General features: G+C 59.5%; 17 protein-coding genes. 5 read left to right on the top strand and 12 right to left on the bottom strand.

Annotated elements, in window-relative coordinates:
• Positions 1 to 26: 26 nt before the first annotated feature.
• Complete coding sequence (locus RGAI101_RS13545; RefSeq protein ID WP_008225372.1) at positions 27 to 1,499, top strand: NAD-dependent succinate-semialdehyde dehydrogenase; 1,473 nt, start codon at positions 27 to 29, stop codon at positions 1,497 to 1,499.
• A gap of 44 nt (positions 1,500 to 1,543) precedes the next feature.
• On the opposite strand, the gene RGAI101_RS13540 is transcribed toward RGAI101_RS13545, so the two are convergent.
• The 7 genes from RGAI101_RS13540 to RGAI101_RS13510 all read right to left on the bottom strand — a co-directional run bounded on the left by RGAI101_RS13540 (position 1,544) and on the right by RGAI101_RS13510 (position 8,873).
• On the bottom strand, positions 1,544 to 2,764 hold the full coding sequence (locus RGAI101_RS13540) for an aminotransferase-like domain-containing protein (RefSeq protein WP_008225711.1): 1,221 nt from the start codon (positions 2,762 to 2,764) through the stop codon (positions 1,544 to 1,546).
• A gap of 138 nt (positions 2,765 to 2,902) precedes the next feature.
• A complete protein-coding gene (locus RGAI101_RS13535) occupies positions 2,903 to 3,373 on the bottom strand; it encodes an Hsp20 family protein (protein WP_037229596.1) in 471 nt (156 codons plus the stop codon).
• Between the two features lie 168 nt (positions 3,374 to 3,541).
• Positions 3,542 to 4,330 (bottom strand): trypsin-like serine peptidase, encoded by a 789-nt coding sequence (locus tag RGAI101_RS13530; protein ID WP_008228414.1) that lies wholly within the window; start codon positions 4,328 to 4,330, stop codon positions 3,542 to 3,544.
• Positions 4,331 to 4,437: 107 nt separating this feature from the next.
• Positions 4,438 to 5,829 (bottom strand): glycolate oxidase subunit GlcF, encoded by a 1,392-nt coding sequence (glcF, locus tag RGAI101_RS13525; RefSeq protein WP_008228793.1) that lies wholly within the window; start codon positions 5,827 to 5,829, stop codon positions 4,438 to 4,440.
• Between the two features lie 48 nt (positions 5,830 to 5,877).
• Positions 5,878 to 6,243 (bottom strand): hypothetical protein, encoded by a 366-nt coding sequence (locus RGAI101_RS13520; protein ID WP_008227701.1) that lies wholly within the window; start codon positions 6,241 to 6,243, stop codon positions 5,878 to 5,880.
• The gene (locus RGAI101_RS13515; RefSeq protein WP_008227259.1) at positions 6,240 to 7,358 is read right to left on the bottom strand and encodes an FAD-binding protein; all 1,119 of its coding nucleotides are present in this window, start codon (positions 7,356 to 7,358) and stop codon (positions 6,240 to 6,242) included. The genes RGAI101_RS13520 and RGAI101_RS13515 overlap by 4 nt, the downstream gene beginning before the upstream one ends.
• 66 nt (positions 7,359 to 7,424) lie before the next feature.
• Positions 7,425 to 8,873: an FAD-linked oxidase C-terminal domain-containing protein gene (locus tag RGAI101_RS13510; protein ID WP_008228882.1), complete on the bottom strand. Its 1,449-nt coding sequence runs from the start codon at positions 8,871 to 8,873 to the stop codon at positions 7,425 to 7,427.
• An 80-nt stretch (positions 8,874 to 8,953) separates the two neighbouring features.
• Between RGAI101_RS13510 and RGAI101_RS13505 the strand changes: the two genes are divergently transcribed.
• Together RGAI101_RS13505 and RGAI101_RS13500 are read left to right on the top strand one after the other, a co-directional pair.
• Positions 8,954 to 9,655, top strand: coding sequence for a DUF599 domain-containing protein (locus RGAI101_RS13505; protein ID WP_037228288.1), 702 nt, complete (start codon positions 8,954 to 8,956; stop codon positions 9,653 to 9,655).
• A gap of 34 nt (positions 9,656 to 9,689) precedes the next feature.
• Complete coding sequence (locus RGAI101_RS13500; RefSeq protein WP_008225016.1) at positions 9,690 to 10,046, top strand: hypothetical protein; 357 nt, start codon at positions 9,690 to 9,692, stop codon at positions 10,044 to 10,046.
• Between the two features lie 19 nt (positions 10,047 to 10,065).
• Here RGAI101_RS13500 and rlmH read toward each other — a convergent pair whose 3' ends face one another.
• The 5 genes from rlmH to RGAI101_RS13475 form a co-directional block, all read right to left on the bottom strand.
• Positions 10,066 to 10,536 carry a 23S rRNA (pseudouridine(1915)-N(3))-methyltransferase RlmH gene (rlmH, locus tag RGAI101_RS13495; protein WP_008228420.1) on the bottom strand — a complete coding sequence of 157 codons (471 nt, stop codon included), beginning with the start codon at positions 10,534 to 10,536 and terminating at the stop codon, positions 10,066 to 10,068.
• A gap of 18 nt (positions 10,537 to 10,554) precedes the next feature.
• Positions 10,555 to 10,923, bottom strand: coding sequence for a ribosome silencing factor (rsfS, locus tag RGAI101_RS13490; RefSeq protein ID WP_008226444.1), 369 nt, complete (start codon positions 10,921 to 10,923; stop codon positions 10,555 to 10,557).
• A gap of 156 nt (positions 10,924 to 11,079) precedes the next feature.
• On the bottom strand, positions 11,080 to 11,763 hold the full coding sequence (locus tag RGAI101_RS13485; RefSeq protein WP_008225160.1) for an FAD-binding oxidoreductase: 684 nt from the start codon (positions 11,761 to 11,763) through the stop codon (positions 11,080 to 11,082).
• A 61-nt stretch (positions 11,764 to 11,824) separates the two neighbouring features.
• The gene (locus RGAI101_RS13480) at positions 11,825 to 12,556 is read right to left on the bottom strand and encodes a hypothetical protein (protein WP_008226244.1); all 732 of its coding nucleotides are present in this window, start codon (positions 12,554 to 12,556) and stop codon (positions 11,825 to 11,827) included.
• Positions 12,557 to 12,619: 63 nt separating this feature from the next.
• A complete protein-coding gene (locus RGAI101_RS13475) occupies positions 12,620 to 13,960 on the bottom strand; it encodes a mechanosensitive ion channel family protein (protein WP_037228285.1) in 1,341 nt (446 codons plus the stop codon).
• Between the two features lie 193 nt (positions 13,961 to 14,153).
• On the opposite strand from RGAI101_RS13475, the gene RGAI101_RS22160 reads away from it, so the two are divergent.
• Entirely contained in the window at positions 14,154 to 14,252 is a 99-nt protein-coding gene (locus RGAI101_RS22160) for an isopropylmalate isomerase (RefSeq protein ID WP_085980062.1), read from the top strand.
• 65 nt (positions 14,253 to 14,317) lie between these two features.
• Complete coding sequence (gene leuC, locus RGAI101_RS13470; protein ID WP_008228417.1) at positions 14,318 to 15,727, top strand: 3-isopropylmalate dehydratase large subunit; 1,410 nt, start codon at positions 14,318 to 14,320, stop codon at positions 15,725 to 15,727.
• Positions 15,728 to 15,736 lie beyond the last annotated feature (9 nt).

Here is a 15,736-nt window from a genome sequence, read left to right as displayed (position 1 = left end):
CCACAAACAAAAGCGGAGAGATCAAAATGACTGACGCAAAGACAGACCTGAAATCCATGCTGAAAGACCCCAGCCTGCTGGAAACCCGCGCCTATATCGGCGGAAAATGGGTGGACGGCGACGACGGCACCTTTGACGTGACCAACCCGTCACGCGGCGACGTGATTGCGAAAGTCGCCAATCTAAGCCGTGCGCAGGTGGCGGGCGCGATTGCGCAGGCCGAACAAGCGCAAAAGGAATGGGCCAAGTGGACTGGCAAGGAACGTGCGGTCGTGATGCGCAAATGGTTCGATCTGATGATGGCGAACCAGGACGATCTGGGGGCCATCCTGACCGCCGAGCAAGGCAAACCACTGGCCGAAGCCAAGGGCGAGATTGCCTATGGCGCGTCGTTCATCGAATTCATGGGCGAACAGGCCAAGCGCGTGTACGGCGAAACCATTCCCGGCCACCAGCGCGACAAGCGCATCACCGTGATCAAGCAGCCCATCGGCGTTGCGGCCTCCATCACGCCGTGGAATTTTCCCAACGCGATGATCACCCGCAAGGCCGCCCCGGCATTGGCCGCAGGCTGTGCATTCGTTGCGCGCCCTGCTGCTGAAACACCGCTGTCGGCCATCGTCATGGGTGTGCTGGCTGAACGTGCGGGCATTCCTGCGGGCGTGTTCAACGTGGTGCCATCCTCGTCCTCCTCTGCCGTGGGCAAGGAGTTCTGCGAGAACCCCGCCGTGCGCAAGCTGACCTTTACAGGATCGACCGAAGTGGGTCGCATCCTGCTGAAGCAAGCCGCCGATCAAGTCATGAAGTGTTCGATGGAACTGGGCGGCAACGCGCCATTCATCGTGTTCGACGACGCCGATCTGGATGCTGCCGTCGAAGGCGCGATCCTGTGCAAATTCCGCAACAACGGTCAGACCTGCGTCTGTGCCAACCGCATCTATGTGCAGGCCGGTGTCTATGACGCCTTCGCCGAAAAGCTGAAGACAGCCGTGCAGAAGATGAAGGTCGGTGACGGCTTTGGCGAGGGTGTCGATCTGGGCCCGCTGATCAACCCCGCCGCCGGCGAGAAGGTCAAAGAGCATATCGAGGATGCGAAATCGAAGGGTGCAACTGTGGTCATGGGCGCAGATGGCGGCATGGACGGCAACTTCCTTCCCCCCACGATCATGACCGGTGTGACCCAGGATATGATGGTCGCGACAGAAGAAACCTTTGGTCCGCTGGCACCGCTGTTCAAATTCGACACCGAAGATGATGTGATCGAAATGGCCAACGACACGATCTTCGGTCTGGCGTCCTACTTCTATGCCAAGGACCTGAGCCGCGTTTACAAGGTCGCCGAGGCGCTGGAATACGGTATCGTTGGCGTGAACACCGGCATCATCTCGACCGAGGTGGCACCGTTCGGCGGCGTCAAACAGTCCGGTCTGGGCCGCGAAGGCAGCCACCACGGGATCGAGGATTACCTCGAGATGAAATACATCTGCATGTCGGTCTGATATGCGGGATACGGGCGGCAGTTTCGACTGCCGCCCGTTTTCGTTCAGGCGTCCAGCGCTTTGGCGATCAGATTGCCCAGCCGCTTGATGCCCTCGGCGATCTTGGCCTCGTCCGAAGTTGCATAGCTTAGCCGTAGTGTGTTGCGCCCTGACCCGTCGGCAAAGAACGCGTGGCCGGGCACAAAGGCAACCCGTTCCGTTTTCAGCGATTCCGCCAGCAAATCGGCCCCATCCAGCGTTTCTGGCAATGTCACCCAGATGAACATCCCGCCCTCGGGCTTGGTCCAACTGACGCCATCCGGCATATGTTCTTCCAGCGCGTTCAGCATCACGTCGCGCCGCGCACTATAAGCGGTGCGGATCGTGGCGACATGGCTGTCAAAATGCTGTTCGGCCACCTGTGTGATCGCAATCTGGTTCAGCGTGGCACTATGCAGATCCGCCGCCTGCTTCATCAACACAAGCTGGCTGATCACCGGCATCGCGGCACAGACCCAGCCCACGCGCAAACCGGGCGACAACGTCTTGGAAAAGCTGCCGCAATAGATCGTGCGGCACGCCTCAAGGTCGCCCCCCTTGCGCGCAGCCTCAAGCGCGAGGATCGGCGGAATCGCCTCGCCGTCAAAGCGCAACGACTGATAGGCGGCATCTTCGATCACGGCGATCTCCATCTCGTCTGCCAGATCGATGACGCGCTCGCGGGCGGCACGGCTGACCGTGGCACCGGTGGGGTTAGCAAAATCAACCGACAGATAGGCGAATTTGGCTTTGCCGCCCGCAGCCTCGGCCTCTGCCATGTAATCGGCACCCGATCGGTTGCTCAGCGGGTCCAGTTTGTCATAGCGCGGCTCGTAGGCGTTGAACGCGCCCAATGCGCCCAGATAGGTGGGCCAGCCGACCAGCGCGGTATCTCCGGGTGACAGAAACAGCTTGCCCAGATAATCCAGCGCCTGCTGGGATCCGGACGTGATCAGGATATTCTCAGGCGTTGCCGGAATGCCGATGGCCTGCATCTGTCCTGCGATCCATTTGCGCAGCGGCGCATGCCCTTCGCTGGTGGAATACTGCAACCCCTGCGCCGCCATTGGACCGGCCAGAACCTCGGCAAAGGCATCCTGAAACGCGGCCTTTGGAAACAGGGCCGGGTCCGGAATGCCCCCCGCGAACGAGATGATGTCAGGCTGATCCAGCAACTTCAGCAGTTCGCGGATTTCAGACGCTTTCATGCGGCTGGCGCGGGTGGCAAAGATTTCTTGTAAGGACATCCGGCATTCCTTGTTGTTGGAGTTCCGGCACCTTGGCGCGGGCCGCTTTTTAAGTCAACATTTATGACCTAGTCGAGCGAAAACAAAAAAGGCCCGAAGCGTATGCTCCGGGCCTTCGGGTCAAATATGTGGGGACACTTAGTTTACGGCTTTGGCGTCAACCACATCTTTTTTCGTGGTACCTGCGGTGTTCGCGATCTGGATCTGGCGCGGTTTCAGGGCCTCGGGGACCTGCCGTTCAAGATCAATGTGCAACATCCCGTCCGCATGGAACGCACCGGTCACCTGAACGTGGTCCGCCAAATGGAAGCGACGTTCAAAGGCACGGGTGGCAATACCACGGTGGAGATAGGTCTTTTGGCTGTCTTCATCCGCCTTGCGCGCCGCAACAATCAGCGACTTTTCGCGGACTTCAACGCTTAGATCAGCCTCGGAAAAGCCAGCTACCGCGATGGAAATCCGGTAAGCATCATCCCCCATCTTTTCGATGTTATAGGGCGGATATGTGGGCTGGGGGGCATCATTTGTCAAAACCCGGTCCATCAGATTGGCGATCTGGTCAAAGCCAACAGTCGAGCGGTACAGCGGTGCAAAATCAAAGTTACGCATGGTGTTCATCCTCATTCGAGCGATTTCAAGTTGCGGGCCTTCCGTGCTGGACAGGCCCTGTCTTCAGTCCCGAAACCCTTTATAGGCGTTCCGGTTTCAATGATGTGGGGATGGTCAAATGCGCTTTCAAGAGTTTTTTGGCGGCAATCGTACTGGAGGTGATCAGCCCTACGGCTTGACGAATTTCGCCCCGGTGTTGCGGTTGCGATCCAGTGCATTGATGCGTCTGCTGGCGGGTCCCGGTTCTTGGTAAACGCCTTTGCCCGCGACCAGTGCGGCCTGCAAAAGGGCAAGCGGTGCGCCGAGGGCTGTGCCAAGCGACACCGCCTTGCCGTCAACCACAGCCTTGGCCGACACGACCGACACAATCTGCGGCACGCCGCTTTCGAAGGTAAAGATCGGCGCTCCGCTTGAGCCGAAATCGACCGAACAAGTGGTAACGAGAACGCCTTCCTGACGGGCCAACACGCTACAGACTTCTTGCAGCGATGGGGCCTCGGACCGGTCCTTGGCATAGCTGACGACGCCCAGTTTGTCGCCACGGCGCGGGCGGCGGGCCGTCTCGAACGGTGTGATCGTGGTGTTTTGAATGGCGCGATCCAATTCAAGCAAGGCCAGATCGTTGCGCACCCTGTCCGAGGACACCTGTCCGTCATAGACATAATCGGGATGCACGACAGCACGCCGCACCATTCGGTAGGCCCCGGCCCGCCCGTTGCGCCAACCGGCAAGGAATTCGACCTTGCCGTGGTCTATGCGTTGCTTGGTGGTGCGGTCATACAGGCAATGCGCCGCCGTCAGCACCAGCCGCGGCGCGATCAGCGCGCCGGTGCAAAAGCCCGTTCCCGCGATATCAAGCCTGCCCACCGCTTCCCACGCACCGGCTTCTACCCCGGAATCAAGTCTTCGCAACTGCGCATCCTGCGCAAAGGCAGGCGTTCCAACGGTCAACGCCATGATGGAAAGGATTACCCAACGCCGCACGGATAACTTCCCTTACCTGAAATGCGATTTAGTGTTTGGTAGGCTTAATCAAAGGATAAGTCAAAAATAGGGCAATCCCGCTAGCGCAACATGGGAATCGGCGGCTTTGCCCCGATTTCCGCACTCAGGCTGGGGGGTTTTGGCCCGCCAGAAGCCCAATCAAGCAGCTCGACCGTATGCACCACCGGAATGCCTGCCGCCGATCCGATCTGCATCATGCACCCGATGTTTCCCGCTGCGATCACATCGGGGTTCTTGGCCTGCAAGGTCTTGATCTTGCGGTCTTTCAACTGCTTTGAAATTTCAGGCTGCATCAGATTATACGTCCCCGCAGAGCCGCAACACAGATGTGAATCAGCCGGTTCCACCACCGTAAATCCCGCGTTTTTCAGCAAGTCCTTGGGAAAGGTCTTGATTTGCTGGCCATGCTGCAAAGAACAGGCCGCATGATAAGCGACGACCATCCCGTGATGCTCGGGTTTGCGCGGCTCAAGCGCATCCGTTCCGGCTATATCATCCTTGGCGGGCTGCCGTGCCATGCTTCCTTCCTCAGGGTCGCCGAGGTCTATCAAGACCTCTGACACGTCACGCGCAATCGCCGATACCCGCGCCGCGTCCGCTGCCAAGGGATCGTTGCGAAACATATGGCCGTAATCCTTTACCGTCGTACCGCAGCCCGAGGTGTTGATCACGATCGCATCCAGCCCCTGCCCGTCCATCTCGGCGCACCATGCCTTGATGTTCTTGGCCGCCGTTGCGTGGCTTTCGGTTGTTTTCCCCATGTGATGGGTCAGCGCGCCGCAACAGCCCGCGCCTTCGGCCACGACAACCTCGCAGCCCATCCGGGTCAACAAACGGATGGTCGCGTCGTTGATATCGGTGTTCAGCGCTTTCTGCGCACAGCCCGTCATCAGCGCCACCCGCTTCTTGCGCGCCCCCTGCGGCGCAAAGCTTTGCGGATCGTCGTTGCGGCTGACCGGCGGAATCGTCTTCGGGGCCATCTCGATCATTGCGCGCAACCGCGCATCCGGCATGAACCGGGCAAAGGGACGCCCGATCTTGGCCCCCAGCAACGCGACCCGGAATCGCATCGGATAGGGCAGAATACGTGCCAGAACCCAACGCAAGGCGCGGTCACTGAACGGCCGCTTGTAGCGCTGTTCGATGTAATCGCGCGCGTGATCCACCAGATGCATATAGTGCACACCCGATGGGCAGGTGGTCATGCACGCCAGGCACGACAGGCAGCGGTCGATATGCTTGACCGTCTTGGCATCGGGATCACGGTCGTTTTCCAACATGTCCTTGATCAGGTAAATCCGCCCACGGGGACTGTCTAATTCATCGCCAAGCACTTGATAGGTCGGACAGGTGGCCGTGCAGAATCCGCAATGCACACAAGCGCGCAAAATTTCATTGCTGCGTTGGATCGCAGGGCTTTTCAGTTGCTCAGGGGTAAAGGTCGTTTGCATGGATTCTCCGGCGATTGCGGGTCTTTGACCCTGAACATCTTGATGGGTTTAAGCGATGGCGTAGCTGGCCAAAGCCAGTCCAAACCAGGGCATCGTCGTTCCAGCGGCCCCCAGGACCGCCGTAAGGCGGCGCATGGCCCGGCCCGGATCAGCGCGCCGCAAGGCTTGGGCACCAAACGCCAGCACCGTGATCCAACCGAACCAGATCAGAACGATTCCCGCCGCAGTCACCAGCGGATCACCCCCCCAGTGCGACACCTCAGCATAGCGCAGGCCAAGGGCACCGACTGCGCAGGCAAGGGCAAAAACCACCAGAAAACGCGATCCTGCGGGCGACGGGGCGCGCATCGTCTGAAACCGGAACATCAACGGCCCGCCGACAAATACGATCAGAAAGACCGCGATCAATGTCATGCCGCGTTCTCCATCAATCCAGCGTTAAAGATCCCCTTGGGGTCGAATTGCGCGCGCAGCCCTGCGGTCAACCGGGCAACGCCCGCCGTTTCGGGGTGAAACATACCGAACTGCGCCATCGTCGACGCATCCGCCCGCACCAGCGTCGCATGGCCGTCAAACGTGCCGATCTGCGTCCGGACATCATGGCCCGGTGCCGCGCGCAACCAGATCAACCCGCCTGCCCAGTCGTAAAACCAGGCCTCGGCCCCGGATCGCGCGGCGATGGCAGGCCCGTCAGAAGGCTTGCAAGACACCCGCCAAATATCACCGCTTTGCCCCTGAAAGGCCGCCACATCCCGCACCGTCATCCACATGCTTTCCGAAGCCTTTTCGTCCAGAACATCCATTTCCGCCCCGGTCGTCGTCAGCAATGCCCGCAGCTGCCCCAGTCGATATGCGACGGAGGTTTCAAAACCCTCAATCCGCAACATTGTTTTTTGCGCGGCGGGATCATGCGCCGCCCCTGTCACTTCGAATGGGCTGCCAAGCGCGCGCGCCAAAGCCGAAACGCCCCCCACATCATCCAAGCCAAGCAGCACCAACGTCGCCTGCGTTTCTGGACGCGGCAGGACCTTCATCGAAACCTCGGTCAACACGCCAAGCGTGCCGAACGATCCCGCCATCAGCTTGACCAGATCGTAGCCGGTGACGTTCTTCATCACGCGGCCACCGTTTTTCACGATGGCCCCACGGCCGTCCACGAACCGCACCCCCAACAGAAAATCACGCGCCGCCCCAACCGAAATACGCCGCGGGCCGCTGACATTCGCCGCCATCACCCCGCCAATGGTCGGGGTCCCCGTTGTGCCTAACAGTCCACGGTGATCCATCGGCTCAAAGGCCAGCCGCTGGTTTTCCTGCGCCAAAGCTGCCTCGATATCCGCCACCGGCGTTCCGGGCTGCGCAACCAGGGTCAAAGCACCGGGTTCATACAATGAAATCCCATTCAGCCCGGCCACTGACAACACATCGCCAACCGCAGGCACGCCCCGCGTCCCGCCACCACGGACAGCCAAAGCACCGCTGGCACCCTTGACCGCATCCACCAACGCATCTTCTGAGGTGATGTCCATATCTTCTCTGGCTCCTAAATATCCAAATCCGGCCGCCTGCCAAAACCGCAGGGGCCAGCGTTTGCCCTACTCGGCCGCCAGCTTCACGGCGCGACGGCTTTCAGAGGCATCAAGCGGGAACACCTTGGCGGGGTTCAACAGCCAAGCGGGGTCAAATACATCTTTGACAGCCATCTGCGCATCCAGATCGTCGTGAGCGTATTGCACATGCATCAGATCGCGTTTTTCGATGCCGACGCCGTGTTCACCGGTCAGACAACCGCCAACCTCGACGCAAAGCTTCAGCACCTCGGCCCCGAATTCCTCGCACAGCTCAAGATCTCCGGGCTTGTTAGCATCGAACAGGATCAGCGGGTGCATGTTGCCGTCGCCGGCATGGAACACATTGCCAACCTTCAGCCCGTAGTGATCGCTCATCTCGCCGATCCGCTTGAGAACATGCGGCAAGGAGGACACCGGGATCGTCCCGTCGAGGCACATGTAATCGTTGATCTGTCCCATTGCCCCAAAGGCCGACTTGCGGCCCAGCCAGATCTTGGCGCTTTCTTCGGCTGACTTGGACTGGCGCAGTTCAACCGGGTTATGCCGCCGTGCGATCTCGGAAATCAGCTCAAGCTGGTGGTCGATCTCGGCGTCCGATCCCTCGACCTCGACGATCAGCAATGCCTCGCACATCGGATAGCCTGCCTTGGCGAAAGCCTCGGTCGCCTCGATGCAGGGACGGTCCATGAATTCGATGGCCACGGGCAGAACGCCCGCCTTGATGATATCCGAGACGCAGGCCCCCGCGACCTCGTTATCGTCAAAGCCGATCAGAACAGGCCGCGCGCCTTCGGGTTTGTGCAGGATGCGCAAGGTGGCTTCGGTCACGACACCCAACTGGCCTTCCGATCCGCAGATCAGCCCCAGCAGGTCAAGGCCGCCCGCATCCAGATGCCCGCCGCCGAAATCAATGATCTCGCCGTCCATCAAGACCATCTTCACGCCCATCAGGTTGTTCGTCGTCACACCGTATTTCAGGCAATGCGCCCCGCCGGAATTCATCGCGATGTTGCCTGCAATCGCACAAGCCAACTGGCTTGACGGATCAGGGGCGTAGAAAAAACCGTTTTCCTCGACCGCCCCCGTCACGCTCAGGTTGGTGCGGCCGGTCTGGACGCGGATGATGCGGTTTTCATAATCGGTTTCGATCACATCATTCATTCGCGCCACACCAAGGATGACGCAATCCGCCGTCGGCAGCGCACCACCCGCGAGCGACGTGCCTGAACCGCGCGGCACGACCGGCACGCCCTCTTCGTGGCAAATCCGCAGCACGTCGGATACCTGTTGGGTCGAAGACGGCAGCACGGCGACCATGGGCGGGCATTTATAGGCGGTCAGCGCGTCGCATTCATAGGCGCGGGTCTCTCGTTCGTCGAAGATCACCGCATCATCAGGCAAGACCGCCTGCAAACGCTCAACCACCCGCGCTTTGCAGGCCATGATTGCGGGGTTAGGAACAGGCATTTCCATGGCGGACCTCCAATTTGGTAAAGTAATATGACCAATTTATACCATTGGCAAGACTGAACACGCTGCCTATGCAGCTTTGTATGACGTGGATGGACCGTATCTCTCTCTTTCAGCCGCTGGATTACGTGGCTCTTGCCGGTGTGTTCGTGGCATGGTTCGGGCTGACCTGGGTGATAGAGCATGCCAACCCGAAACGCCCCTCTGTGTCACACCTTATGGCGCAGTACCGGCGGGAATGGATGGCGCAAATGATCACGCGCCAGCCCCGCGTCTTTGATGCGCAGATGATCAGCACGCTGCGCCAAAGCACAGCGTTCTTCGCGTCGACCAGTGTGATCGCCCTGGGGGGAACACTTGCGCTGCTGGGCAACTCCGAACGCCTGTCCACGGTGGTTGCAGATCTGGCCCTGACCGACCTTCCGACGGTCGCGTGGGAGTTCAAGATGCTGTTGCCGATCATCTTCCTGACCGATGGCTTCCTGAAGTTCGTCTGGTCAAACCGGCTGTTCGGGTACTGCTCCGTCCTGATGGCGGCGGTACCAAATGAAGTCGATGATCCTCGTGCGCCAGTGCTTGCGCACAAAGCGGCGGAAATAAACATCACCGCGGCGCGAAGCTTCAATCGTGGGCTTCGATCACTTTATTTTGCACTGGCCAGTCTGGGATGGGTGATTGGCCCTATTATGTTGGGCTTTACCGTGGTTTTCACGGTGGTGATCGTGTGGCGGCGGGAATTTACTTCGCAGTCCAGGCGGATCCTATTGGAAAACGGCGCGTTGTAGTGTAATCGCTCGTCTCTGGAACCTTGGTGAACTCATGTTGAAGACAGTCCTGTCGGCCCTTTTTATCCTGACCGCGCAAGCGGCCGCGGCTGATTACGCAACGATTAAATCCGTGCGCGCCACCCAAAAGGGCGGGCTGTGGTCCTTTACGGTAACCATCAGCCACGAGGACCGGGGATGGGAACATTTTTCGGATGCCTGGCGGGTTGTCGACAAGACCGGCAAGCAGATCGCCATTCGTGAACTGATCCACCCTCACGTGGACGAGCAGCCTTTGACACGGTCCCTGTCCGGGATCGACCTGCCCGACAATATGAAAGAGGTCGGCATTCAGGTCCGCGACACCGTGGGCGGCTGGAATCCCGAGATAAAGCGCGTTCCACTTAAATAAGCGTTAAACGCGGTCGCAATCAGACCCGGTGATACGGCCCGCCAGCCAATATGGATGCAGCGCGGTAAAGCTGCTCTGCAAGCATCACCCGCACCAGCATATGTGGCCAGACCATCTTGCCAAACGACAACGCATGGTCTGCCTCTTGGCGCAGGTCCTTGGCGATGCCATCCGCCCCGCCGATGACAAAGGCCACGTCACCGCGTCCCTGGTCACGCCAACCGCCAAGCCGGCTTGCGAAGTCTGGCGATTGTTCGACCTTGCCACGCTCGTCCAGAACGCAAATAACCGCGCCATCAGGGATGGCACGGCGTAAAAGCGCAGCCTCGGCAGGCATGCCGCCATTCTTTTTGTCTTCGACTTCCACAATCTGGATCGGCCCCAACCCAAGGGCGCGGCCGGTCCGGTCAAATCGGGTAAGATAATCGTCAATCAAATCTTTTTCCGGTCCGGCGCGCAAACGCCCGACCGCACAGATATGAACGCGCACCGCGAAATCCCTGGGGACTTAATGCGGCATCACGGCTGGCGCTTCCGTGGTCATCCACATCTTTTCCAGCTGATAGAATTCGCGTACTTCGGGACGGAAGACATGAACGATCACATCGCCGGTGTCGATCAGGACCCAGTCGCCCGTATCCTTGCCTTCGACCTTGGGCGTCCGGCCATAGTCATCCTTGACCATCTGCGCCAGCTTTTCCGCGATCGAAGACACCTGCCGCGTCGAGCGACCTGTGCAGACAACCATGTAATCGCCAATAGCCGTCTTCCCGCGCAGATCGATCTGCACGATATCTTCGGCCTTGTCTTCGTCGAGTTGTTTCAAGATGGATGCCAGTAGCGCGTCGCTTGTGGCGGTTTCATCGCTGGCGTTCATCAAAACGGCCTGCGACTGCGCAGTGGGAGCTGCGTTTGAAAGTGTTGACAGGACATTGTCCTCCTTTAGGCGCGCCGACAGGCCCCCGGCGCTGGGGATACCTTAGAATAGGCGCGCCTAGGTTAAATTTCAACAACAAGCAAGGGTAACAGGCGTTTACCAGCCATCTTCCGTGACGATATCATCCTGCTTCGCACCCAACGCCTTGAGAGCATCGCGCATTGCATCGACAAAGCCCCCCGGACCGCACAGATAGAACTTCTGGTCAAAGTTGCTGATTTCCTTGGCCAAGAACGCTTTGTCTACTCTGCCAAAGTGCAAACCGTCGGCTTTTTCATCGGTCACGGCAAATATTGCACGCAGCCCCTGCATCGCTTCCCATTGGTCGCGCAGGATGATGTCTTTTTCGGCCTTGTTGGAATAGATCAGTGTTGTTCCATCCATCTTGCCGTCCCGGTCACGCTTTTTGAGAATCGGTATAAAGGGCGTGATTCCCGCACCAGCGGCCAGAAATACGCCTGGGCCCCTTTCCTGTCCCTGATCCTGGATCGCACCGAACGGGCCGTCGATCGTCACCTCGGCCCCCGGTTCAAGCTGGGCCAGTTGTTCGGTGACACCGTCATGCTCGGGGTAGGTCTTGATGACAAACTCAAGATCCGCGTCGGATGGCATCGAAACAAAGGTGAAGGGGCGGCCTTCGTCTTTCCAGCCGTCCTTGAGAATGGCGATTTCGGCGGCCTGACCGGGTTCGAACTGCATCCCTTCGGGGCGGCTGAACACATAGCGGTTGGTGTCGTGGGTGACGGCGGATTTCGCTTTGAGCGTAGATTTATCGGGCATTTGAATCTCCTTTGAGAATAAAACCCGCCCGCCCCCTAGCAGGTTCCATCAAGTCCCTGTGTCAGGTTCCCGCATGCTGGCCAAACAGGTCGCGCCAGCCTTGATCAAGGGCCGCGACGGCATTGGGGTCAACCTTTTCCACGTCTTCCCAATAGCGGCCCGTCGGCGTGTGATAACCCAATGTGTCCTCTTTTTCGCGCAGCGCGGCATAGCGGGCGCGATCCAGATCAAGGCTGAAGCGGCGCTTGCGCAGCCCATCGGGCCTGGCCCGCGGAAACAACAGCGCGGACGGATCGGAAGACAGGTTCACGCAGGCGCAGCCCTGTTCCGCAGCCACCAGCGCAAGCCGCGCTGATTTCGCGCCCAGATCGCGCAGGGTGATGTCATCGCGCAGCGGATCAGCCGTGCCGGTGCCGTAAAAATGCGTCTTGCCCGTTTTGGGATACACCATGTCACATCCCATGAACGCCATGATCGTGGGCCGCAGCGCGGACAGCGCCCAATAGGCTGTCGTGTAGGCCATGGTGCCGCCAGCATACACAAAACCGCCAAAGTGGTTCTGCGTGGGGACAAAGGCACTGGCATCCACCAGCTTTTGGTCGCCGGTCACGGCGCCGGGCATCCGGTCGGCCGGGAAATCTTCGGGATAGACCAGCGCATTCCAATCCGGACGCACCCGCCACGCGTTGTTCATCACCACGATATGGTCAAACCAGTCAGCGGGCCAATCCTGACTGGCGATCACGTTGGGACCGCTCCCCAGAATCAGGACCACTGTTTGCTTGTCTGTCATGGATAACCCCCTCCGCGAGCACACATTACATGCGAAGATAGAACACGAAGCGCACCCGGCAAGTTAACTTTCGTCGCGCTTGGCACGATGCAGCGCCAGTTGGCTGTCGGGCAGCATCTTGACCTCGCGTTGTGGAAACGGAATCGAGATGCCGTTTTCCTTGAAGGTATCCCACAGCGCGAGATACACATTGCCGCGAATATTGGTCAGACCACCGGTTGGATCCCTGATCCAGAAGCGCAGGATGTAATCCACACTGCTGTCGCCAAAGCCGACGATGTGACAAACCGGAGCGCGCCCCTGAAGCACGCGGTTCACACCTTGGCAGGCATCGACCGCCAGTTTGCGCACCAGATGCGGGTCATCGTCATAGGCCGTGCCAAAATAGATATCGAGCCGGACGAAATCATCGGAATGGGACCAGTTGACCACCTGTCCGGTGATCAGGTCTTCGTTCGGGATCAGATATTCCTTGCCGTCGCGCGTCACCACGGACGCATAGCGCGCGCCCAACGTCTGGATCCAACCGAATGTCTCACCCAGACTGATGACGTCGCCGGGCTTGATCGACTTGTCCAACAGGATGATCACGCCCGACACCAGATTGGACACCACCTTTTGCAGACCGAAACCCAGACCGACACCGATCGCCCCTGACAGCACCGCAAGCCCCGTCAGATCAATACCCACGGATTTGACGCCGACAAAGAACGCGATCCCGTAAAGGGTGATCTGGACGCCCTTGACCGCGAGCACCTGCATCGACGGGCTTATGTCCTCGTTCTTGCGGATGGTCGCCGCAGTGGTCTGGCTGACGATCCGCGCGATGGCAAACAGCAGACCGATGGCGACGACCGCCGTCAGAACCGTCAAGGCGGACAACCTGAATTCGCCAATCGTCACCGCCAGTGAATCAAGAAACACCGATACGTCGTCGACAAGGTTCAGCGAATTCAGCGTCGCGTAGATCCAAAGCGCCCAGGTCACCAGCCGCCGCATGGGCCGGTTGCGCACCAACCGGGTGGCAAAGGCAATACAGACCCAGATTGCCGCGAGGGTCGAAAATATCCCGATCAGATAGGAACGCGACGGCCAGGTGATGTTTTGCATCACCAGATAGATTGCCCCTGAAATCAGGACGAACCAGATCAGACCCAGACGCCGCTTGATCTGCACGATCATGCGCAACTGCCATTTCGCCCAACCCTCCTGGCTGCGGACCCATGACTGCACCCAGTTGCTGGACATGTGGTGCAGTCCCCAGGACAGCACCGCCACCAGGATCAGGATGATGATCTGGTACTGCCGCCACCCCGGTTGCATCAGGCTGTGCGCAAGGTTCAGGCCCCCGGCAATAAAGGCCTGCAAGCTTGCGACAAAGTCGGCAAAGGGATCGGGGGACATGGTGTAACTCTCGCAGACAGTTAAAAATGCACGCCCCGCAATGTTGGGATAATCCGACCGATTGAGCAAGCAGCGATGCGCCAGCGTCAAACCGGCCCCCCCCGTATGACAGCGGTTGACCCCGATTGCGCAAGGCCGGACCCGCCTGTCAGAATCCTTGAACATAGGGCGCAAAGAGGCTAATTAGCGCAGCATGACACATGCTTCGGACGTTCTGTTCAACATCGGTGACCGCGCGCGCTTGCGCGAACGCTTCTTCGGGGCGACCCGTACTGTGCTGGCGCAGCTATAAGCGGCTCTGAACTGCTGACGTTTCCGAACACCCCACCCCATACCTAACAGACGGGAGAGGACCCCATGTCCCCCAAAACGCTCTATGATAAAATCTGGGATGCGCATGTCGCGCATGAAGCCGATGACGGCACCTGCCTTTTGTATATCGACCGCCATCTGGTCCACGAAGTGACCAGCCCGCAGGCCTTTGAGGGTCTGCGCATGACGGGCCGCAAGGTGCGTGCACCCGAAAAAACCATTGCCGTGCCGGATCACAACGTGCCCACCACGCTGGACCGCGCCAACGCCAAGACCATGACCGAAGACAGCCGCATTCAGGTCGAAGCGCTGGACACCAACGCCAAGGAATTCGGGCTGCACTATTATCCGGTGTCTGACGTCCGTCAGGGCATCGTGCACATCGTCGGCCCCGAACAGGGCTGGACACTGCCCGGCATGACCGTCGTGTGCGGCGACAGCCACACGGCGACCCACGGTGCCTTTGGCGCACTTGCCCACGGCATCGGCACCTCCGAGGTTGAACATGTTCTGGCCACGCAGACGCTGATCCAGAAGAAGTCCAAGAACATGAAGGTCGAAATCACCGGCAAGCTGAGCCCCGGCGTGACGGCCAAGGACATCACCATGTCTGTCATCGGCGTGACCGGCACCGCTGGCGGCACCGGCTATGTCATCGAATATTGCGGCGAAGCAATCCGCGATCTGTCGATGGAAGGCCGCATGACCGTCTGCAACATGGCAATCGAAGGCGGCGCACGCGCAGGTCTGATCGCGCCGGACGAAAAGACGTTCGAATATTGCATGGGCCGCCCCCACGCCCCGAAAGGTGCCCAGTGGGAAGCCGCCCTTGAATGGTGGAAAACGCTGTACTCTGACGATGACGCGCATTGGGATCAGGTGATCACTCTCAAGGGCGAAGACATCGCACCGGTCGTGACATGGGGTACCTCGCCCGAGGATGTTCTGCCGATTGATGCAAAAGTCCCCGCCGCGTCCGATTACAAAGGCGGCAAGGTTGATGCGGTATCGCGGTCCATCGAATACATGGGCCTGACCGAAGGCATGGCCCTGACCGACATCGAGATCGACACTGTCTTTATCGGGTCCTGCACCAATGGCCGCATCGAAGACCTGCGCGCCGCTGCCGCGATCCTGAAAGGCAAAAAGGTCAAGGACGGCCTGCGCGCCATGATCGTACCGGGCTCGGGACTGGTCCGCGCTCAGGCCGAAGAAGAAGGCCTTGCCGATATCTTCAAAGAGGCCGGCTTCGAATGGCGCCTTGCCGGCTGTTCCATGTGTCTGGCGATGAACCCCGACCAACTGGCACCGGGCGAACGCTGCGCATCGACATCGAACCGCAACTTTGAAGGCCGTCAGGGTTTCAAGGGGCGCACGCACCTGATGTCCCCCGCCATGGCAGCCGCAGCGGCGATCACAGGTCGTCTGACAGATATCCGTCAGCTTGATATCTAGGGACGAGGG

The organism is Roseobacter sp. GAI101 (assembly GCF_000156335.1).
In the GTDB taxonomy this organism is placed as follows: Bacteria; Pseudomonadota; Alphaproteobacteria; order Rhodobacterales; family Rhodobacteraceae; genus Sulfitobacter.
The sequence above is the reverse complement of the archived record's forward strand: the minus strand, read 5'-3'. Positions and strand labels throughout refer to the sequence as shown.

Coding starts and splice junctions, on each gene's coding strand:
- leuC (WP_008228417.1), top strand. CDS start 14,318: ATGTCCCCCAAAACGCTCTATGATAAAATCTGGGATGCGCATGTCGCG.
- RGAI101_RS13535 (WP_037229596.1), bottom strand. CDS start 3,373: ATGCGTAACTTTGATTTTGCACCGCTGTACCGCTCGACTGTTGGCTTT.
- RGAI101_RS13545 (WP_008225372.1), top strand. CDS start 27: ATGACTGACGCAAAGACAGACCTGAAATCCATGCTGAAAGACCCCAGC.
- RGAI101_RS13540 (WP_008225711.1), bottom strand. CDS start 2,764: ATGTCCTTACAAGAAATCTTTGCCACCCGCGCCAGCCGCATGAAAGCG.
- RGAI101_RS13475 (WP_037228285.1), bottom strand. CDS start 13,960: ATGTCCCCCGATCCCTTTGCCGACTTTGTCGCAAGCTTGCAGGCCTTT.
- RGAI101_RS13500 (WP_008225016.1), top strand. CDS start 9,690: ATGTTGAAGACAGTCCTGTCGGCCCTTTTTATCCTGACCGCGCAAGCG.
- RGAI101_RS13520 (WP_008227701.1), bottom strand. CDS start 6,243: ATGACATTGATCGCGGTCTTTCTGATCGTATTTGTCGGCGGGCCGTTG.
- RGAI101_RS22160 (WP_085980062.1), top strand. CDS start 14,154: ATGACACATGCTTCGGACGTTCTGTTCAACATCGGTGACCGCGCGCGC.
- RGAI101_RS13515 (WP_008227259.1), bottom strand. CDS start 7,358: ATGGACATCACCTCAGAAGATGCGTTGGTGGATGCGGTCAAGGGTGCC.
- RGAI101_RS13480 (WP_008226244.1), bottom strand. CDS start 12,556: ATGACAGACAAGCAAACAGTGGTCCTGATTCTGGGGAGCGGTCCCAAC.
- RGAI101_RS13530 (WP_008228414.1), bottom strand. CDS start 4,330: ATGGCGTTGACCGTTGGAACGCCTGCCTTTGCGCAGGATGCGCAGTTG.
- RGAI101_RS13485 (WP_008225160.1), bottom strand. CDS start 11,763: ATGCCCGATAAATCTACGCTCAAAGCGAAATCCGCCGTCACCCACGAC.
- RGAI101_RS13510 (WP_008228882.1), bottom strand. CDS start 8,873: ATGGAAATGCCTGTTCCTAACCCCGCAATCATGGCCTGCAAAGCGCGG.
- rsfS (WP_008226444.1), bottom strand. CDS start 10,923: ATGAACGCCAGCGATGAAACCGCCACAAGCGACGCGCTACTGGCATCC.
- glcF (WP_008228793.1), bottom strand. CDS start 5,829: ATGCAAACGACCTTTACCCCTGAGCAACTGAAAAGCCCTGCGATCCAA.
- RGAI101_RS13505 (WP_037228288.1), top strand. CDS start 8,954: ATGACGTGGATGGACCGTATCTCTCTCTTTCAGCCGCTGGATTACGTG.